This window comes from Psychrobacter sp. T6-6, from assembly GCF_052258185.1.
Lineage (GTDB): Bacteria > Pseudomonadota > Gammaproteobacteria > Pseudomonadales > Moraxellaceae > Psychrobacter.
The window spans coordinates 145,609-166,594 of record NZ_JBQQEX010000004.1 but is presented as its reverse complement, the minus strand read 5'-3'; the positions used below and the strand labels follow the sequence as shown (position 1 = coordinate 166,594).

Sequence of the window (20,986 nt, the reverse complement as noted above, 5' to 3'; positions counted from 1 at the left end):
TAACAAGGATAACATTATGGCTTTATCACTAAACAAAGGTGGCAATCTATCACTCACAAAGACGGATCCAAATTTAACCAAGTTACTTATTGGTCTTGGCTGGGATGAACGCGCCACCTCTGGTGCCGAATTCGATCTTGATGCCAGTGTGTTTTTGCTAAATGGTGCTGGCAAAGTACGCGGCGATCATGACTTTATCTTTTACAATCAGCTCAAATCTGACAATGGTGCGGTCGAGCACACTGGTGACAACCGTACTGGCGAAGGCGACGGCGATGATGAAGTTATCAAAGTCAACCTAACCCAAGTTCCTGCTGACGTAGACAAAGTGGTTGTGACTGTGACCATCCATGACGCGGCTGCTCGTAGTCAAAACTTTGGTCAGGTGGCAAACGCCTTTATCCGCGTAGTCAATGAAGAAACGGGCACTGAAGTGGTTCGTTTTGATCTGGCAGAAGACTATTCTGTTGAGACGGCAATGGTATTTGGTGAAGTATATCGCCATAACGGTGAATGGAAATTCCGCGCAGTAGGTCAAGGTTTCTCAGGTGGCCTACAAGCAATGTGTCAGCAGTATGGTGTCGATATCTAAAAGCATAGCTGTAAAAGGCGTATCTATATTGGCATTTAGACCCTCATCGGTCCTAAATATCACGTCCAAAACGTAGAGCAATCATCGTTGCAAATAGTCACAATTTTTAATGCTCAAATGACTAGTAATGCTTTACGTTTCGTTTAAAATTATGCATAAAAAGTGGTTAGCAATAGCCGCTTTTTTGCGGCTTGTGTCTATACTAGACCAGCTTTACGCAACCAGACAGGATGTGTCATGAGACATTTTTATTTAGATTTTATCTTTACCGCAATTGCGTTGGCAATCGCAGCATGGTGGGGATATTCACATGGTGGTATGGGTGGCATGATCGCCACGCTCTCGATTACCGCTATTTTGGCCGTCATGGAAATTTCGTTATCTTTCGATAACGCGGTGGTCAACGCCTCAGTCCTCAAAGGCTGGGACGAGTTTTGGAAAAAGATATTTTTGACCGTTGGTATTTTGATCGCGGTCTTCGGTATGCGCTTGGTATTCCCTATTGTCATCGTCGCCGTTACTGCTGACCTTGGTATGATGCAAGTGATTGATTTGGCATTGAATAACCCTCAAGAGTACTCAGCCAGACTGATGGCACATCATGCTGAAATCTCAGCTTTTGGTGGTATATTCTTGTTGCTAGTCTTCTTAAACTTTATTTTTGATGACAAAGACGTACATTGGTTTAATTGGCTTGAGAGCCGCCTAGCAAAGCTTGGCAAAGTTGATGCTATGAGTGTGTTTGTTGCGCTTATCGTCTTGATGATTGCCGTATCGTGGGCTTCTGCTGAGCAATCAAGTGCTGTCTTAATCGCTGGTGTTTGGGGTATCTTGGTCTATCTTGGTGTGCAGGTCGTATCCGGTATGCTTGAGGGTGACCTTGAGGAAGACTTAGAGAACGAAGAGAATGGCTCAGGTGCAGCTGCAACCAGCGCTATTATGAAAGGCGGTATCATTGGTTTCTTATACTTAGAAGTCCTTGATGCTTCATTCAGTTTCGATGGTGTGATTGGCGCATTCGCCATTACCAATGACGTTATCGTTATCATGCTGGGTCTTGCGATTGGTGCGATGTTCGTACGTTCTATGACTATCTTCTTAGTGGACAAAGGCACGCTTGATGAGTTTATCTATCTTGAGCATGGTGCACACTACGCTATCGGTGCCTTAGCAATCATCATGTTGTTGTCAGTCAAGTTCCATGTTCCAGAGATTATTACCGGTCTTATTGGTATTGCCTTTATTGGTTGGGCGCTGCTGGCATCACTGCAGCACCGCAAAGCTGAAAGAGCAAGCTTAAACTAAGACAGATTATTAGTATTGTATCTACTGTTACGCATTTAGGCAGGTCATATCATCAGGTATGACCTGCTTTTTTTCGTCACTTTTAGCGCGATATAACCCCATCCTTTATTCATGTATGCGTATACTACGAGTACGTCATTCTGTATGATGAGCGCTTGACTATAGGCACCTCTTTGCATTACTAGGCGCCTCATCCTTCGACAATACGACAAAAATAAAACCTCATGATTGATATACAGAAAATTCTTGATGATATCGCCGCAGAAATGGCAGTTGAAACCGATCGCGGAAAAGTAGCAGACTACATACCTCAGCTGGCACATGTAGATGCAGACCAGTTTGGTATGGCAGTCGCTACCCCCGATGGACAGCTCTATACTGCAGGAGATGCTAGTACACTCTTCTCAATCCAAAGTATCTCTAAGGTATTTACCCTGACTATTGGTCTTGGCAAGCTAGGTGATGGGCTATGGACGCACGTTGGACGCGAACCATCTGGCGACCCCTTTAATTCGATTGTGATGCTCGAACATGAGACTGGTCGACCGCGCAATCCATTTATCAATGCCGGCGCTATCGCGGTGGTGGATGCTATTATGATGGGTCACAAACCTAAAGAGACATTGGGTGAGATTCTTCAGTTTGTTCACCTCATTGCAGATGATGAGTCGATTCGCTTTGATCATAAAGTAGCCGCATCTGAGATGGCGCACAAAGACCGAAACGCCTCTTTGGCACATTTTATGAAATCCTTTGGTCGTTTAAAACATGAGGTGGACAATGTATTAGGTACCTATTTTCATCAATGCTCGATTGCCATGAATTGCCAACAGTTAGCCAGTGCCGGTCTGTACTTAGTCTCTAATGGGGTTGATAAGCACTCAGGAGTACGTGTGATCAATGAACACCGAGCACGGCGTATCAACTCACTAATGATGATGTGTGGTCATTATGATGGTTCTGGAGAGTTTGCTTACCGTGTGGGCTTACCTGGTAAAAGCGGGGTTGGTGGCGGTATTTTGACCATAGCGCCCGGTAAAGGCTCTATCGCGGTATGGTCACCAGGGCTTGATCATATAGGTAACTCTAAACTTGGATTAAAAGCGCTAGAGCGTTTTGTGCAAAAAACTGGTTGGTCAGTTTTTGCAGAATAAGATAAGCACGACATGTATATGTGCTTAGATTAGACATTTACTTTTCATAACAATATCTTATCCACTATTGCTAAGATGATTAAAAAGTATCAAGTTTGCAGGGTTATTATGTCCCTTGGTAAGCATATAGTAAGCGCACAAAATACGCCTTGCTTAGTGAGCGAACGCTTAGTATAGTAAAACGTAATGATATATGGCATATAGCGTACAGCTCAGATTTTTGCTGTTCTGGCTGATATATCAGTCACTGCACAACTTTTAATTTATTTTTTATAACCAATCCACTTAACTATTAATCCAAAGGATATTTGTATGGCTATTAGCTTAACAAAAGGCGGCAACGTAAACTTATCAAAAGAAGCGCCAGGTTTAACTAACATTACAGTCGGTCTAGGCTGGGATCCACGCGCAACTGACGGTCAAGAGTTTGACTTAGATGCCATTGGCTTTTTGATCAATGAAGCAGGAAAAGTCCGTAATGACCAAGATTTTATCTTTTTTAACAACCTAAAATCAGATAACGGCGCTGTTGAGCACACTGGTGACAACCGCACTGGCGAAGGCGATGGCGATGACGAAAAAATTAAAATCAACCTTGCCAACATCCCATCTGATGTAAACAAAGTAGCCATTTGTGCCATCATTTATGAAGGTCAGGCACGTAACCAAAACTTTGGTCAAGTTGGCGATGCTTATATCCGTGTCGTAAACGATAATGGCGAATCTGAAATCGCTCGTTACGACCTATCAGAAGATGGTAGTACTGAAACGGCTATGATCTTCGGCGAGTTATATCGTCATAATGGTGACTGGAAATTCCGTGCTGTTGGTCAAGGCTTCAGTGGTGGTCTTGGACCACTAGCAGCCTCTTATGGCGTCAACGTATAATATTAAAATAACGTAAACGTCTGACCAGCCAATTATCGCAATCGGGTGATTGCTTGCGATAATTACGAGCCATCAAGTGTGCCCTTTCAACGCATTTGATGGCTTTAAATTTAATTGGCTGACTAAAAAGCTATTTAAAAAAGATATTAGAATAAGGATTTGCCACCCATGTCCGCAACATTCAGTTTGATCGGTACTATTGAGCCTTTTTTACACTGTAATCTTAAAAAAGGCGATTCGATATATTGTGAAGCCAATGCAATGGTAATGATGGAGTCTAACCTTGAGTTAAAAGGTAAGCTCCAAGGTGGACTTATGCAGTCACTCATGCGCCGTTTCGCCAATGACGAATCATTGTTTCAGCAGCAGATTGAAGCGGTCAATGGTGAAGGCGATTGTCTGCTCGCACCTACGCTAGATGGCGATATGCAAATCATCGAGGTCGGCAAACAGCAATATACACTCAGCGATGGTGCGTTTGTTGCCGCGCAGACAGGGGTCGATATTAGAGCCAATATTCAGCGCAATCTGGGCGGTGCCGTATTTGGGGATACTGGTGGCTTCATGGTCATGCAGACGCAAGGTCAAGGACAGGTCGTGGTATCTGGCTTTGGCTCACTATTTGAGATTGAGGTGACGCCAGACAAAGATGTCATCATTGATAACGGTCATGTCGTTTGCTGGGACTCGAACCTTGAGTATAAACTATCCGTTTCGACCAGTAAGAAAAAAGGCATTATGAGCAATATCATCAACTCTGTAACCAGTGGCGAAGGTATGGTTCTGAACTTTTCAGGAACGGGCAAAGTGATTATTTGCTCCCGCAATCGTGATAGTTATCAAGGTTGGTTACAGAGCGTACTAGGCAGTAGCTCAGGTGGACGCGGCGGCGGTGGCGGATTTTTAGATAATATTTTATAGTATTTTTTAATCACGTTTTTATTCGCAGTTTTTACTCACAATTATTATAAGGATACTCACATGGCAGTTAGTCTACAAAAAGGGCAGAAAATCTCCCTAAGCAAAGAAGCTGGCGGCGATCTGACTCAGGTTAAATTGGGTCTAGGCTGGGATGTCGCTCAAGGTCCACAAGATAAAAAAGGTGGCTTTTTAGGCAAACTATTCGGCGGCGGTAGTGGCGGCGACTCTATCGACTTAGATGCTTCATGCATTATGTTCGATGCCAATAAACAAGCAGTTGACGCTATTTGGTTCAGTCAGTTGAAATCAAAAGATGGCAGTATCGTCCATACAGGTGATAACCGTACTGGTGATGGCGATGGTGATGATGAAGTTATCAACGTCGATCTCTCAAGAGTCCCTGCCAATGTGGTCTCTCTAGTATTCACGGTCAATAGCTTTACCGGTCAAACTTTTGAGACCGTAGAAAATGCGTTTTGCCGTATCGTTAACGCTAACAATAATAGCGAAGTAGCACGTTATAATCTGTCAGCACAAGGCGGACATACCGCGATGGTAATGGCAAAAGTTTATCGTCATAACAACGAATGGAAGATGCATGCGATTGGTGAAACTGCCTCTGGTCGTACCTTCCATGACTTGATGCCTGCTATCACACCACATGCATAATTGACTGAAAACTTAACTGGATTATTATCAATCTAGTTGAATAGTTTATTTCAAAAAAGAGCGGCCCATCTCTCAATAGATGAGCCGCTCTTTTATACTTATTATTTATATATTAAAAATATTACTTACGTCCACGCTTCCAACTAAAACCCCAGTTGAAGGCTTTGTCCATTTCTTGATGGCCTTTAAAGTATTGATTGATACGTTCAACATTGATACTGCCTTGTTGATTAACAAGGCGCGCAATGGCACACATTGGTAGATTACCCGCACCTTCGGTCAAGCGGGTCTCAATCGGTGACTGGTCCGGTACATGAATGGTCACAACACCATCGGTTTTTTCCCAGTTTGGCGCACCTTCATAAATAAAGGCGAAAATAAACACCTCCTCAATCTGTGACCACTGCTGACCATTGATATCGAGCCACTCACCGCCACTCACCTGTCCCGTTCTATCATCGGCTCGCAAGCACACATACGGCGCTGATTGCAGACTACCAAAACGGTCACCCAACGCTTGAATCAGGGTTTTTTCACCGTTTTTTAGATGAATCATCGCGCCAACATCCAAATCAATACCGCTTGATTGGTGCTGTTTAAACAGATCGCCTAACAGGCCTTTTTTGGGGGCTGACTTGTTACTCTCTGGACGTTGGTTCCAGTCCAAGTTCACTGAAATCTTACCAAAATTATCGCGTTTTTTAAGATTGATGCTCGATTGGTTTTTGGTTAACGTAATTTTGCTTAGATTAACCGACGGACTGGTAGGAATCGGTGGCGGAGTACTCGCTTGAGAGGTATTGCCTGATTTTTGCGTATTGATAGGTCGCTGCGTATTGATCGGTTGTGACTGATTTTGTACAGGGTTTTGCTGCTGCGCTGGTGCCTCATCTGCGATTTCGACTCCGAAATGTTCAGACAACGGTTTTAACCCACCTTCAAATCCTTGAGCAATAAAACGAAACTTCCAACTACCCTGACGACGGTAGCACTCCGCCAAAATAATGGCTTTTTCGTTACGCCCAGCAGCACTCAATTGGCAACTCATGAGTACCTGACTGCCTTGTAGGACTTGAATATCCACGTCGCCAACTTGGGCCAATGCCTGCGCGCTAGAAAATGCCAAAGCGATTTTTTCGATACTCGTAGGTTGTGCAGGTAAGTTGATATCAAAAAACCCATCACTATCGTGACCACGAAAGCTAACGCTGCCATCATCGCTACGGGTCTGTCCATAAAATATCATATCGCCATCGCCGCGTACTTTGCCATCTGTGGTTAGGCGATACGCCGCGCAGTCGATAGCGCTTTGGCTCAAGATACGAATACTGATATTGTCAGTTGGTAGCGGTGCATTGGCACCTGCCACTAATGTTTGAGGTTGCACTTGACTCATTATCTGTCCTTTGGATTATTTATTATTTCGCTGTCGTTTTGATTACTATGTCCATCATCGTCATATAGTAGCATGGATATTATGAGAGTTTTGAACCGAGCAATCATACTTTGAGTCATAAAAACACTCTGAAAAACCCATGTGACTATTTCACGAGAGGCATTTATAAGAGGCGCCATTTGTATATAATACATGCTGCTGGATGATATCGTCTTGCCCTTATTACTACCAGTTTTGCGGTAGCAATGCTGATTGATCCTGTTCCCTACACACAACGATAACGCTGAGAAAACTATGAATAACCTTGCTAACGATAGCGCCCACTCCACACCAGTAGCTGCTTGGTTAGCTGAAGGTCAGTCCAGCCAGCGCGATATGTTAGAGAGCTTGCAAACTCTAAAAAACCAGTCGAACGACTCTTTTAATATTATCGCCTCACACCGTCACAACCGACCTGAGATTTTTGAGTTTGCTGATAGGGTCTATCGCGAACCATATCCAGCAAAAGTAGGCATAGTTGATGAGATAAAAGAAATGACCGAGTCAGCTACGCCGCGCTGGCAATTCGTCTTAGAGCACGCCAAAGCAAACAATGTCCAAGTATTGCTGACTGGGCGTAATGGTGTCGATTACGAAGCACACCGCGAGATATTTGATGCGGCGGGTATTCGTTTGCTAACAGGGGCAACGAGCGTTGCGGCATTGGAGTCAATTGAAGATAAGTTTGCCTTTATGCAGCAGTGTCATGAGCACAGTATCCCTGTCGCTGATGCTTGGCGCTTTGACAATACTGCTGAGCTTGAGGCTTTACTCGCTGAGCACGGTCATCAGCCCCTATGCGTCAAACCTGTCGTCGGTATTTTTGCCCAAGGATTTTGGCGCTTGGATACAGGCAAGTCTGAAGACAGTGCTTACGATAGCTTTGAGCATTTATACTTTACTGAAGAGAAAAAAATAAATACCGCGCAGTTTATCAATGCTTACAACAATAGCGTAATGGTACATGAGCGCCCTATCCCTATGCTGCTTATGCCTTATCTATCAGGCCAAGAGTACTCAATCGATGTGGTCTGTGAATATGGTGAAGTACTAGCGGCCGTTACTCGCTATAAGACAGGCAAGATCCAGCATATTGGCTATGAGCAATCAGTCATGGATGTGGTTATTCCATTGATTAAAGCCTTTGGCTGTGACGGTATCGTGAGTGTACAAACCAAAGCCGATGATGACGGACAGCACCGCGTCCTTGAGATTAATAGCCGCCCATCTGGTGGTATTGGTTACACCACGCATAGCGGGATTGATTTGACGCAGGTCGGTTTTGGCTATTGGCTCGGCCTGACCGATAAACCAAAGCTGGCTGATATCACACGGCAAATAGTGCCATGTCAAGTACGCTCTATCATGGTGAGTGTCAAAATTGAAGACACTACTGAGTAACTGAAGATGCTGCTGAGTGACTGATTGCATACCTAAAAATACGACGTGTCAATAACCACATTAGCAGGCTCAAAAAGTAGCCACAAAAAAAGGGTTTTAGATGATTATCTAAAACCCTTTTTCCTGTATTCTTGTTATATCAATAGCAAAGCAGCAACTTAAAACTAGTCACCAAATACCAGTGTTGCTTTTTTAGGTGCATTCTTAGATGCAATAAACCACAACAAGCCCAATACGATAGCCGAACCGATAAAAATCATAATCGATGAAGATATAGCACTGTCATGCGTATAACCCATATCCATCATATTACCAGTCATATTCATCTCCATCGCTGCCATACCAACGTAATGCATACCGCAAACGGCGATGCCCATGATAAACGCACTACCAAAACGCTGTAGCGTACCACGTAGATTGAAGGCCAGCCATAATGCCGCAATAGCAGCCACGATAGCAATCACAATAGATGTAATCAGAAGCGGTATGTTGTATGACATAGTCGCATCCATTTGCATCGAAGCCATACCAGTATAGTGCATGGCTGCAACGCCCAGACCTGTCAAAACACCACCGCCGATCAATCTACCGGTGCTAGAGTCGCCGCGTCCTACAATGATAATTCCCACAGCCACAAAACCAACAGCCAGCAACATCGAGACAATCGTCAGACCTAAATCATAGGTAACTGGCATTTTCATATCGACTGCCATCATACCGATATAATGCATCGACCAAATAGCACCACCAATCGCAATCGAAGATAGCGCAACCCAAAAATACAGGTCTGAACCTGGTTTTGCAGAGGGTACTCGAATGGCAAGATTTAAACCAACATAAGAGCCAAATACTGTAATGGCATAAGAGACCAGTACCAAAAGTAAGTTATATTCAACTTCAATCATTTTTTTGCCTTTTGTGTTTAATAAAAACTGAGCCATATAACACTGATTTGGATCAACTGCAGGACATCATACGCTCGTTATTGGTTTACATAGACAGTGAGTTATCTATGCGTCGTGCTGACCTACCCGATGGTAAATTCGCAAATATTGGTACTACTAGCGCCGCAATTAGTCTCTTCGACTTGCACCCTATCTACAGCAGGGTTGCTTGCCAAAAACCCTTCTATGTATCCCACAACAAAGTGGCACCCTGAATGGTTGTGGTTTGCCGACTTGCAAAATGGACATTTGATTAAATAAATGACATTGTCTTTTGCTTTAATTTTGGACAACCCTTTCAGTGCTGGTACAAGCTCACGACTGATTGTCTTGGGCATTTTTAATGGGCTGCCCAGTGAGTAATCTCGCTGATAAATACCGCCACCTACCTTGCGTCCCAACTCTTGCAACGCTGTTACACGGCGATCAAAAGGCAGGCTTGCCTCATACTCACTAACAATATCTGCTATCTTAGGATAATAGGCACCAATGGCGGATAGAACACTTTTTTCGTCTAAAACCTTTTGTGCAGGCGCGGTTGATGAGCTACTCTCGTCATCTATTTCTAAATTAAAAAGCGTGCACCCTTCAATCGAAGAAAGATCATCGATTAGTTCTTCTTGTGTCTTGGAGCTCATACTTCTCGCAATGACGTGGATGATATTGCCACCATTTCCTGACGACTCTTGTCTTTGGGAGACAAGTTGATAGCCCGCTTTGATAAGTGGCGAGATGACATTAACCAAACGGACACGTTCAGAAGACGTCTCTAATGCACAAGAAAATTTCAAAGGTCACTCCTTTTCTAAAATACGACTAAGCTGCTATACCGAACCATTTATATATCAGGCAGCATGTCTAATGGAAGCATCGAACTTCTATACCATTGACTGTTGTGCAATATAGATATTATGGAAAGGCGATATGTAAAATTCTTTTTTAACCATGCTATTCAGCATAGAATGACTAAACCGTCTTATTTTTAATAACTGATAAACGTGTAGGCATAGTTATCAAACATGGCATTACTTGCAGCTGGGCAACTTTTAGCTTTTCGTATAGTTAAAGATAAAAAGTGAGCTTTAAGATAAGATTGGAACGGCTGGTCTTGAGTACTTCAAGTAGGTGGTTAATTAGTACTTAGTAAGTGGTTACTTTATAGCGTCTCTATTTACCTTGTTAACAGTAATCTGCAATAAAGTTACTAAACAGTAATGAATTTTAATCGCATTATCATGATATTTATCTAGTCAAGCAAGACTTATTGATAGATTGTCCGATGGATGGTGACTATATCCGATAGATGGCTATTTGCTATATAAACAAACATTAGTCTACTTAATATAATGTTTTAGCGTTATTATTGTGCTGTCTTCTATACATACTTTGATCTCTGTCATTTGTACTTGCCATAGATCGCCGTTGCTAGTAGATAAACATGCTGCTTATTCTAAAATATAGCGATACTTTTAATTTTCTATTTATATCATGATGTATGAGCACTACTTTTTATGTCACTAGTACAACTACATTCAACACTATAATGACCGTGTGGATAAATAAAAAATCAATTAGGACTATACGATGACAGCACAGACCGCGCTCGTGTTAGGCGCCAACACCTTTATCACAAACGCGCAGTGCTCGATTACCTTCTCTACTACCACCCCGCTTAAATTTGGACAGCAGCTTGGGCTACTATGGCTGCCTCTAGATGCGAATCGCAAAGCGGTTTGTAGCCCAGCCTATCTGCATGAATCGAAAGACTGGGCGACAATAAATAATTCAAAAGACCCAAATATATGGCAGCTTGACTTACCTACATTATTTGATAAAAAAGGCGTTTATTTTTTACAGCTGATTGCCTATGTTTATCTTGATCCTAATCTCAACCTACCTGCAGTTGAGCTAAAGGATGTTTGCTTAACAATCGATGATGGTGCCCTTCGCTATGACTTTACGGCGCGCGAACGTCACGTGAAAGCCGCTATCATCTTAGAGATATATCAGCGTAATGGACAATTCAAATGTCGGGCGCTTGGTGAATCATCGACCCAAGGATTGGCAAGTCTTGAGCGGCGCGCACAGGTCAGTCTCGATATGCGACCACCTGATACACATACACGTATTATGGAGGCCCAACAACAGCAAGCGCGTCCTAATAACGAAGTGCGTACGCCTCGTCAAGTGCAGTCAGGTGAGACGTGGACAGGCACGGCATTTGCCATTGATCCGTATCACCTGCTTACCTGTTATCATGTAATCGAGTCAGCCCAAATGATTGGTATACGCCAGCAGGGTCAGCCCGACCGCGAGGCACAAGTGGTACTCAGCGATATCGGTAGCGACTCCGCTATTATCAGAGTTAGCGACCCATTGCCTCACTATATTCCATTGGCGCAGCAGTGTAGTGATATATTGGGTGAAACCATTACCACATTGGGGTTTCCGCTATCGGGACTGAGCAGTCAACTACAAGTGACGCAAGGCTGTATTTCAGGGCTAACGGGTTTGAATGATGATATCCGTTATCTTCAGTTTACCGCGCCCATTCAACCCGGCTCTAGTGGTAGTCCATTATTACTACCAACTGGCGAGGTCGTTGGTATGGTAACTGCCAGTCTGGTCCATGAACACGCACAAAACATGAACTATGCGGTAAAATTTCAGTTATTATCTGCGCTGCTTGCGAGTGCTGGCATCAGCTTGGAATGTACGCCTGATACCTCAAGCGTGACGCCTGTGAATATGCCTCTGACCACACCGCAACTCAGCAAGCAAAGCCGTAGCGCGTTATGGCTGGTTGGCTGTCAGGGCTAAGAAATCATAAGATAAACCGAAGTAATATAAAATAGTGACTTAAGAAACATATTAGGAAATATAAATGTCAGCCAAGCTCCACAATATTGCCGTACTGATTGATGCTGATAATGCTTCTGCAAAAAACATTGGTTATATTTTACAAAAAGTAGAAGCGTTTGGACGTGTCACTTGCAAGAACATTTACGGCGACTGGGGCAATGCTCATATTAAAAGCTGGCAAGAAGCAATGCTAAAACATGCTATCACTCCTATGCAGCAGTTCGCTTACGCTAAAGGTAAAAACGCTACTGATATTGGTCTGGTTATTGAAGCTATGGACTTACTACATAGTGGTCATTACGACGGCTTCTGCTTAGTATCTAGTGATAGTGACTTCACCGCTTTGGCGCTGCGTATTCGTAAAAACGGTACCAAAGTATTTGGCTTTGGTAAACGTAGTACTACTGTGGATGCCTTTACTCAATCTTGTGACGAATTTTATTACGTTGAAGATTTAGTAACTTTACCAAAAATACTACCCATCAGCGAAAACAAAGATGCACCTAGCCTTGATATTAAGACTAAACCATTGCTTCCTGTCGCCGAATCTAAAACATCATCCGAAAAATGGACAACCAAAGCACTTCAGAAGCAAATACATCTTATTAACATCTTAAACAAGCTGATAAAAGAAGACCCAAATTCTGCCAAAGGCTGGTCAAATTTGTCTTATCTTGCTAGCCATATTAAACAACACCATACAAATATCAAGTTAGATAGATACGGCTATGCAAAGTTTTCAGAATTAATTACCGCAATGGCGTTATATGACATCCGCACTGTGAACAAAGTGATGTCTATTAAACTAAAAGACGATTCACTGCCAACCTCGAGTGTAGCACCAAACGACAATGCCGCATCAGTATGTTCAAAAAAATCTAGAAATATAACGAATAGTAAAAAAATAGAGCGTCAACTGCCTAGTAAAAATAAGCAGGATAATAATATAGAATCTAAAATTCATGCACCATTAATTATACCTCCATTTTTAACAAGCATTAAAATCCAAGCATCTAATATTATTGACGTTGCTTTATTCAAGCTTTATATGAAAGGACAGGCTAAGGATAATGATGACCTAATTTTTTGCGGTCAAACTCATGATAGATCTCATACTATAGAGCTGCGACAACAAAGCTGTTCTTCTATACTAATGACCCAAATTGAATGTGCTTTACATAAAATACCTAAAGAAGTAACTCAATTAATGGTTGTCTTGTCGACAAATGCACATCGTATATCAATAGATCAAAAAAACCCTCTTATTCATGTGCAGATACAAAACTATTGTCGAAATAATAAAGGTAGTACGTGTGATATTTTGTTTGAAAGTGACTTCGATATCAGTCAGAAAGATGGAAAAGGACTGAAACTATTTAACCTCACAAAAGTAAATGACGGGTGGAATTTTTCTGCTATTAATCAGGATGTAAAATACGGACTAAGACAAATGTGCGAACAATATGGAATAGAAATTAGCGATGAATAATCAATTATCAAAACCAGAACAAGCAAAACAAAGCACTTCCATCACCCTACCTCGTGGCACCCTTGATCTGGCCTATCAGACCAACTCAATGGCTAACAAGAGTAGCTTGGAACACAGCGACCACTATCAGCTAGAAGATCTGCTTGGATTTGCCCAGCGCATTAACCCAAAACGGGCGTTTTTGTTTGTCTCAAAAGTATTGGGTCGTCATATTCCCGTGGCACCCAGCACCATGCGAAATGCGTTTACTGATTTGGCCAATTTAGTTCCTAATGATTTGCCCGAGCCAATTTTAGTCATCGGTATGGCAGAGACTGCGGTTGGTCTATCGGCAGGCGTGCATCAAGCGCTACAAACACGCTATCCGCAGGCGCTGCTACTGAACTCTACTCGTCATGCCCAACATGATGAAAGCCTTGATCAGGGTGAACAAAGCGATACTAACTCGTTATTCACGACTTTTTGTGAAGACCACAGTCATGCCAGCCAGCATTTGATTTATCAAAGTACAGATAGCATCAAACAAGCACAACTGCTCACTAGCAAAACGCTAATCATGGTCGATGACGAAGCGTCAACAGGCAATACCTGTGTTAATGTCGTCACAGCTTTACGTGATGCAGGTCTGATACAATTAGAGCAAGTGCATCTAACAACTCTGGTTGATTGGTCATTGGATCAAGAGAATACAAACCAGCAGACAGATGACGCTCAGCCTGCTCGTATGGCGGATCGTTTGATTGGCATTGAGTTTTATCGTCATCATCTGCTTTCTGGTGCATGGCAATGGACAGACGCGCCCAACCCAGAGCCTATCACTATGCCATCGGTTGATACTACCGCAGCAGGTAGTCAGGCGCTTGGGTTTACGGGCAACTGGGGACGCTTTCCTACATTAAATAGCACAGATGGCTTTGATAATTACCTTTCGAGTTTTAAGGCTACATTTGCAGGCTTCTATAATCAAGACAGCTTTGATGCCACTCAATTGCCTAAAAAAATATTGGTATTGGGCAGCAACGAGTTTGTGTGGTTGCCGTTTTTATTAGCCGAATGGCTTGAGACAACATCTCAAAACCTGAAAGCTGACACGGATACTATCGTGAAATTTAGTGCATTGACTCGCTCACCGATTGCACTTGGCGGTGCCATCACTACCATGCTGAGCTTTCATGATAATTACGGACTGGGTATGACCAACTTTGCTTATAATGTTGATCCCAATAAGTGGGACTTGATTGTGTTATGTGTAGAGACAGCTGCTGATAGCGTCGATGCGATGTGGCGCGGTTTGGATAATGTTTTGGTGGTCAGTCCGACGACTTAAACCATTCTTTCACCTTCATATTTCCTGTTTATGGACGACGTCATGACTATCCCATTTTTCAAGCCCAATCCCGATATCATTAAGCCTTACGCGCTAATGGATTTGGACGATACACTTTTTCAGACCCAACGTAAAATTGACGCATGGGGCTTGCCTACTGCTGAAACTGAAAACTTAGTATGTGCGACGGTTAATAAGCAAGGCGAACCACTCAGTTTTATGAGTCAGCGCCAAGCGAGCTTTTTTAACTGGTTACTGGCTAGTACTGACCTAATAGTCGTGACGGCGCGTGATCGTAGTGAAATTAAGCGTGTTAAATTACCGTTCGATAGCTGGCAAGTATTGACTCATGGCGCCATTATTTTAACAGCTGATGGTCAGCTACTCAGTGCGTGGCAGCAACATATGTATAGTAAGCTTGCACCGTTGCAAGATAAGTTAAACCAACTGAGCGAGATGTTTGCTAGTCATAGCAAAAGTGAGCAAAGCCAGTTGGTATTTACGCCGCATATTGATTGCTTTAACAATGGCTCTGTCGATAAAGAATTAACCATTTATCTGGCCATCAAACACGCGCAAAAAGACCATCAAGCGTTAATAGATTTGACCAAAAAACTGCCCACGTTAATACGCGATTTTGAGCAAGATTTTTATGTGCATGTCAATGCCAATAATCTAGCGATATTGCCTCATGCGGTACATAAGCATCATGCCGTACAGTTTTTGTTAGACAATCATTTAGATCATCAGCGTCCTAGTTTTGGCTTTGGTGATAGCTTAGCAGATTTACCTTTTCTGCAACTGCTTGACTGGTACGGTATGCCAAGCCGCGGTCAAATACATGATCACTATCAGTCTTAGCTATCAGTTTAAACAACTAGTCCAAAAAACAGAGACATAACCTCATTATTATCACGAGTGCCATTATTCATATTATGACTTTACCTAATATACAGACCCATAGAGCCAATCTAAACAATTACGGCTCAGGCAGCTATCTTGCAAGCGATGTGACGGTCCTACTCAATATCGTCGATAAAGATGCTGTTGCCGATGTGCCGGTCAGTCAAAAAGAGGCACTCATTCAAAGTGGGCAACGTCACTACTCTGACATGTTGACCTTAGAGCAAGCGCCTACCGCGATGCATGAGCAGCTATACCGTCAAGCGCTAACGCAAGGTGGTGAGAGAGCCGCAACTGATATCGCACACTTAGCGCATACCCTACATGATGTCTTTGGTCATGATGTCAGTGATGAGCATCCGCTGATCTTGGTCAGCTTAGTACGGGCAGGTCTACCGATTGGCGTACTATTGCAGCGTGCATTGTCAGACACAGAGAGTAGCTACTATCTACCAAGCAAGCATTATGGCATCAGTATCATCCGTGATCGCGGGCTTGATCCTGCGGCGCTGCAAATGCTGCTGGACGCGTACCCAAACAGTCCGATTGTATTCGTCGATGGCTGGACAGGTAAAGGCGCGATTTATCAGGAACTTGCGCGCAGCTTAGACGTATTTAATGACACGGCTCATCCTAGCTTTGCCAATATTTTTCACCAAGGCGCGAATGTCATTCCACTATTGACTCTTGCCGATCCAGCGGGCGTTGCTTGGCTCGCAGCTAGCGCGGAAGACTGGTTAATTCCGTCTGGTCTGTTAAACAGCACCGTATCAGGGCTGATTTCGCGCAGCTTATATACCGAGCCGCAATCAGGTCTTCATCGCAGTGTTTTTTATGAGGATTTAATTGAAGTAGATCATAGCTTGGCATTTATCGATCATGTCGATGCAGCGAGACGCTCACTGACCGCGCCACCAGAGTGTTTGCCAACCTATCAGCAGCCGCGCTACCAGACAGCTGCATTGATAGATACGCTCGCAGCAGACTATGGCATCACTAATCGCAACCGTATTAAGCCAACTATCGCCGAGGCGACGCGCGCTATCTTGCGCCGTGATCCGGAGCGTATATTGCTCGCGACCGCGGCGCATCCCGATACCGTACTACTGCGTCATTTATGTGAGCAACGAGGCATCACTATTGATGTATTAGGTGATAAAATACTGCCTTATCAAGCCATCACTCTGATCAAGCAACGCACGAAAGACAGTTAGTACCTGTAGCACAAATTCATCTCGCATGATTGAACGCTTGTCCCTTATTCCTCTATTTATGATGCCAACTATGTCAGATACCAAACACAATGAGTCAGAGCTTTACCACGATACCCAGTCTTATGCGCATCTGATTACTGAGCGTCATGCGATGGTCAGACCGCATACGCATCATCCCTATCAGCTGGGTGCTAGTCTATACATGCCTGCTACTCGGCAAGATATTTGGCAAGTCATCAAGCGCGACAAGCTACCCACGATCAACAGTATTATTATTTGTCTAGAGGATGCTGTCAGTCATGAGGACGTTGAGCTAGCACTTGAGCGATTGCGTATATTGCTGGATACTTGGGCTGAACATGTCAACAGCATCAATGCGCCCTCTAGAGCCGCTGCTATTCACGCACAGCATCCAACGCGACCATTGGTCTTTATACGTCCGCGTAGTCCATCGATGCTACAACAACTGGCGGACTATGCTCATATCGACCTGATCGACGGTTTTGTCATGCCAAAGGTCGATATGTATAGCTTATCGAACTGGCGGATGGCTTGTCAGAACCTCAGTATCGACCACCTACTCATGCCCACACTCGAAACTGCCGCGCTGTTTAGTCCGCATCACAACCAAGAGCTGGCCATTGCTTTTAAGGAGGCCTTTAGTCAGCCTGTATTTGCGCTCCGTATTGGTGGTAATGATCTATTTGCAGCGCTGCGTCTACGTCGACCAAAAAACAGCATTATCTATGATACGCCTATCGGTACCCTAGCCTATCAGCTGCTTGGCTGTTTCGTGCCGCATGGGTTTTATCTGAGCGCCCCTGTCTTTGAATATCTGGATCAGCCAACACTGTTCATGCAAGAGCTAAACCATGATGTCAGCTTGGGTCTAGTGGGCAAAACGGTCATTCATCCAAGCCAAATCGCCTTAGTGCAGCAAGCCTACTGCGTGCCACTCAGCACATTAGATGAAGCACAAGCGATTCTACGCAGTGACGCAAAAGCGGTGTTTAAATACAACAACACTATGCTAGAGCCCGCGACCCATCGGGCATGGGCCACCGAAGTTGTCAATCGTGCAGAAGCTTTTGGCACCATTAATGATGGACATACGCCATATAGCTCGCGGCGCTAGTCCTCCACTGCTTATTATATCTACAGTAAAAAAAAGCCGATATCACTTAAGCGATAGCGGCTTTTTTGTTAGGTTATTGAGTACTTTTCAATCAGCAAAGTACTGCCGTGCATCTGCTCATTATCTATACTCTACTCGTTGTTTATATTAAGCACAGCTTTCCAAGAACTTATTAAGCACTCGATTGACCTGATCAGGCTCCTCTACTGTTGAGGTATGGCCTGCCCCTTTGATAACCGCAAGCTTAGATCCAGCAATGGCAAAATGCATTCGCTCTGATTTGGCATAAGGCGTTGCTGCGTCTTCATCCCCAACGATGATGAGTGTCGGTGTCGTAATCTCACCCAGTTGCTCATAGGTGCCTGTCCGCTCGATGACGCCCATGGTCGCCTTAACCACACCGCCTTTACGGTTACCCTGCAACATAGTGAGCCAGTGCTTACGGTCGGACTTGCGTAGCTTGTCCGTCAAAAACGTACTGCCAAACATAATCGGCATGACTTTGCTACTCACACGCTTTATACCGAGCCAACGAATGGCTTTGACCAGTTTACGGTACTGCGGTATGTTTTTTGGATCTTCGGCGTCAGATGATGTCTCTAGTAAGCTAAGCGATAGTAGTAGTTCAGGACGCTTTATGGCGATACGCTGAGCCACAAATCCGCCCATGGACAGACCAACAAAATGACAGCGATCAATACCAAGCGCGTCGATTAGCCCAAGCGTATCTTCGGTCAGCGTCTCCATATCATAGCCAGATTTGGTAATCTGTGACTGACCCTGTCCGCGGAAATCAAAAGCAATGCAGCGATAATCTGATTTAAAGTACACTACTTGTTTTTCGTACATCTGCGAGCTCCACAGCAGACCATGAGCAAACACAATGACAGGCTTTTGCGTATCGTTGGGCGCGCTGTCTTCATAATAGATATCAGCATTATTGATATTGATAGTTGGCATAATCACATCCTTGTTTGATTCATTGAAAATTTACATGTCACATGACATTCTTCTATGCTCAGCTTGGAATATTAGCATAGTCTATAAATGCATTCGGCAATGACCTCCTTGCTAGACAATCACGTCCTTGGATAATCCTTATTAATTTATACGATAAAACAGCACTCTTGACCAGTGTATAGATGTGTCTTGAGCGCTCATAAAATGCCCTTTTATAATCCGAGCAAGCTGCTATAGTAATTGGTATTGAATCATTTTTACCTTTATCTCATAGCATTCTCACTGATACAAAATATTAAAACCGTCATTTAAATAAGGAAATCTAAAATGTCAGAGCCTTTAGTCGATTATCAAGTTGAAAAACACATTGCGACCATTACCTTTAACGATCCAAAAAGCCTAAATGCTTTTGGTACCCCCCTAAAAAACCAAGTCTTGGTAGCACTAGACAAGGCTGAAGCAGACGATCAGGTAAGAGTAATTATTTTGCAAGGGGCTGGTGGTAATTTCTCAAGTGGCGGCGATATCAAAGAGATGCTCTCTGAAGGGCTGGATAAAGAGGTTGTCTCTACCAAACTAAGAGGTATGGTAGAAGGCGCAGGAGAGGTCAGTTTAAAACTACGCCATGTGCATAAACCTATCATTGCCAAACTAGAAGGCGCTGTAGCTGGTGCTGGTATGAACTTGGCACTTACTTGTGACTTCCGAATTGCCGCAGACAACGCAAAATTTGTACAAGCCTTTGTCAATATTGGCCTAGTGCCAGATGCAGGTGGTATTTACTTATTGAATCAATTGGTCGGTGCCGCAAAAGCAACTGAACTTGTGATGCTAGGTGATAAGTTAAAAGCAGAAGATATGGCCCGCTTAAATCTAGTAAACAATGTGGTTAGTGCTGACGAGCTAGATGCTACCGTACAAGCATTGGCGCTACGATTGAGCCAACTACCAGGTAAAGCATTGGCTGCTATGAAGGAGAGCTTCAACGTACATGCCTTTGCTGGTTTGAGCGCGGCGCTAGATACGGAAGTAGAGCAACAGACGGCAATGGCAAAAACCGATGACTTTATAGAAGGGGTTAGCGCCTTTATAGCAAAGCGTAAACCGGTTTATCAAGGTAAGTAACAGGGTCAATGACAAGCCAAGCTAAACGCCCAGTTAAATAGCAAGACTATAAGCGCTTTGGTCTGACAGTGAGTTTGTGTTGCTTAGATGGCCTATAACGATACTATCAAAAAAGGGCTGCCACTATGGCAGCCCTTTTCTATCTAAGCCTTCAGTTAAGAGGCGGTCGCGGATTTATAATGATAAGGCAGGGTAAATATTTTATCGAAAATAAAGGTAAATACAAAGTTATATATTAAGAAGAAAACCATCAAAGCCGCCTCCATCATAAATGCTTCGATCAAGCCGACATCGTACCAGATGATGTATATTGGTAAGCAGATCAATACCAGACCGATTTCAAAAGTCAGCGCATGCGCACTGCGAATCAGCAACGTACGCTCAGCTATACGCCTGCGCTGCTCCCAAGTCTCAAAAGCAGTGTTGTAGACGAAGTTCCAAATAATCGCAGCGAGCGATATCATCATAGCAGCGGGCAGCGATTCTGAAGCATCACTATTGCTAAGCTTCATGAGTACAAAGGTAGAGGATATGATTGCCAGAATTTCAAACACAATTACATAGACAATACGGCGTTTAACTGGGGATAAGGTAATCAACCAAGACTCCAAAGCACCTGTATTTAAACAACAAAGTGCATATCAAAGTATCGGTCCGTCCCG

19 protein-coding genes are annotated in these 20,986 nt (G+C 43.6%); 14 read left to right on the top strand and 5 right to left on the bottom strand.

The window, feature by feature from the left end; translation table 11 throughout:
- Window positions 1-16: 16 nt before the first annotated feature.
- The 6 genes from ACTXGL_RS08540 (at window position 17) to ACTXGL_RS08515 (ending at window position 5,529) form a co-directional block, all read left to right on the top strand.
- Complete coding sequence (locus ACTXGL_RS08540; RefSeq protein ID WP_443526219.1) at window positions 17-592, top strand: TerD family protein; 576 nt, start codon at window positions 17-19, stop codon at window positions 590-592.
- A 237-nt stretch (window positions 593-829) separates the two neighbouring features.
- On the top strand, window positions 830-1,897 hold the full coding sequence (locus tag ACTXGL_RS08535) for a DUF475 domain-containing protein (RefSeq protein ID WP_443526217.1): 1,068 nt from the start codon (window positions 830-832) through the stop codon (window positions 1,895-1,897).
- Between the two features lie 224 nt (window positions 1,898-2,121).
- Window positions 2,122-3,051, top strand: coding sequence for a glutaminase (locus ACTXGL_RS08530; RefSeq protein WP_443526215.1), 930 nt, complete (start codon window positions 2,122-2,124; stop codon window positions 3,049-3,051).
- 312 nt (window positions 3,052-3,363) lie between these two features.
- Window positions 3,364-3,939, top strand: a complete 576-nt coding sequence (locus ACTXGL_RS08525; protein ID WP_319050551.1) for a TerD family protein — start codon at window positions 3,364-3,366, stop codon at window positions 3,937-3,939.
- 168 nt (window positions 3,940-4,107) lie between these two features.
- Window positions 4,108-4,860, top strand: coding sequence for a TIGR00266 family protein (locus ACTXGL_RS08520; protein WP_319050552.1), 753 nt, complete (start codon window positions 4,108-4,110; stop codon window positions 4,858-4,860).
- 60 nt (window positions 4,861-4,920) lie between these two features.
- Window positions 4,921-5,529 (top strand): TerD family protein, encoded by a 609-nt coding sequence (locus ACTXGL_RS08515; RefSeq protein ID WP_319050553.1) that lies wholly within the window; start codon window positions 4,921-4,923, stop codon window positions 5,527-5,529.
- Between the two features lie 121 nt (window positions 5,530-5,650).
- On the opposite strand, the gene ACTXGL_RS08510 is transcribed toward ACTXGL_RS08515, so the two are convergent.
- Window positions 5,651-6,925: a TerD family protein gene (locus ACTXGL_RS08510; RefSeq protein ID WP_443526213.1), complete on the bottom strand. Its 1,275-nt coding sequence runs from the start codon at window positions 6,923-6,925 to the stop codon at window positions 5,651-5,653.
- Between the two features lie 294 nt (window positions 6,926-7,219).
- Between ACTXGL_RS08510 and ACTXGL_RS08505 the strand changes: the two genes are divergently transcribed.
- Window positions 7,220-8,365 carry an ATP-grasp domain-containing protein gene (locus tag ACTXGL_RS08505; protein WP_443526211.1) on the top strand — a complete coding sequence of 382 codons (1,146 nt, stop codon included), beginning with the start codon at window positions 7,220-7,222 and terminating at the stop codon, window positions 8,363-8,365.
- 164 nt (window positions 8,366-8,529) lie between these two features.
- Here ACTXGL_RS08505 and ACTXGL_RS08500 read toward each other — a convergent pair whose 3' ends face one another.
- The gene (locus tag ACTXGL_RS08500) at window positions 8,530-9,270 is read right to left on the bottom strand and encodes an MHYT domain-containing protein (protein WP_443526210.1); all 741 of its coding nucleotides are present in this window, start codon (window positions 9,268-9,270) and stop codon (window positions 8,530-8,532) included.
- Between the two features lie 122 nt (window positions 9,271-9,392).
- A complete protein-coding gene (locus ACTXGL_RS08495) occupies window positions 9,393-10,100 on the bottom strand; it encodes a hypothetical protein (protein ID WP_443526208.1) in 708 nt (235 codons plus the stop codon).
- A 793-nt stretch (window positions 10,101-10,893) separates the two neighbouring features.
- On the opposite strand from ACTXGL_RS08495, the gene ACTXGL_RS08490 reads away from it, so the two are divergent.
- From ACTXGL_RS08490 to ACTXGL_RS08465, 6 genes are all read left to right on the top strand, one after another.
- A complete protein-coding gene (locus ACTXGL_RS08490) occupies window positions 10,894-12,129 on the top strand; it encodes a S1 family peptidase (RefSeq protein WP_443526206.1) in 1,236 nt (411 codons plus the stop codon).
- Between the two features lie 64 nt (window positions 12,130-12,193).
- Window positions 12,194-13,660, top strand: coding sequence for an NYN domain-containing protein (locus tag ACTXGL_RS08485; RefSeq protein ID WP_443526205.1), 1,467 nt, complete (start codon window positions 12,194-12,196; stop codon window positions 13,658-13,660).
- The gene (locus tag ACTXGL_RS08480; protein ID WP_443526204.1) at window positions 13,653-14,987 is read left to right on the top strand and encodes a phosphoribosyltransferase domain-containing protein; all 1,335 of its coding nucleotides are present in this window, start codon (window positions 13,653-13,655) and stop codon (window positions 14,985-14,987) included. Before ACTXGL_RS08485 ends, ACTXGL_RS08480 begins: the two co-directional genes overlap by 8 nt.
- A 42-nt stretch (window positions 14,988-15,029) precedes the next feature.
- On the top strand, window positions 15,030-15,848 hold the full coding sequence (locus ACTXGL_RS08475; protein ID WP_443526203.1) for a hypothetical protein: 819 nt from the start codon (window positions 15,030-15,032) through the stop codon (window positions 15,846-15,848).
- A gap of 74 nt (window positions 15,849-15,922) precedes the next feature.
- Window positions 15,923-17,104, top strand: a complete 1,182-nt coding sequence (locus ACTXGL_RS08470; protein ID WP_443526201.1) for a cysteine protease StiP domain-containing protein — start codon at window positions 15,923-15,925, stop codon at window positions 17,102-17,104.
- Window positions 17,105-17,174: 70 nt separating this feature from the next.
- A complete protein-coding gene (locus ACTXGL_RS08465; protein WP_443526199.1) occupies window positions 17,175-18,239 on the top strand; it encodes an HpcH/HpaI aldolase/citrate lyase family protein in 1,065 nt (354 codons plus the stop codon).
- Window positions 18,240-18,386: 147 nt separating this feature from the next.
- On the opposite strand, the gene ACTXGL_RS08460 is transcribed toward ACTXGL_RS08465, so the two are convergent.
- Complete coding sequence (locus ACTXGL_RS08460) at window positions 18,387-19,199, bottom strand: alpha/beta fold hydrolase (RefSeq protein ID WP_443526198.1); 813 nt, start codon at window positions 19,197-19,199, stop codon at window positions 18,387-18,389.
- Window positions 19,200-19,526: 327 nt separating this feature from the next.
- Between ACTXGL_RS08460 and ACTXGL_RS08455 the strand changes: the two genes are divergently transcribed.
- Complete coding sequence (locus tag ACTXGL_RS08455; RefSeq protein WP_443526196.1) at window positions 19,527-20,324, top strand: enoyl-CoA hydratase/isomerase family protein; 798 nt, start codon at window positions 19,527-19,529, stop codon at window positions 20,322-20,324.
- Between the two features lie 155 nt (window positions 20,325-20,479).
- Here ACTXGL_RS08455 and ACTXGL_RS08450 read toward each other — a convergent pair whose 3' ends face one another.
- On the bottom strand, window positions 20,480-20,923 hold the full coding sequence (locus ACTXGL_RS08450) for a PACE efflux transporter (protein WP_443526194.1): 444 nt from the start codon (window positions 20,921-20,923) through the stop codon (window positions 20,480-20,482).
- Between the last annotated feature and the right edge of the window lie 63 nt (window positions 20,924-20,986).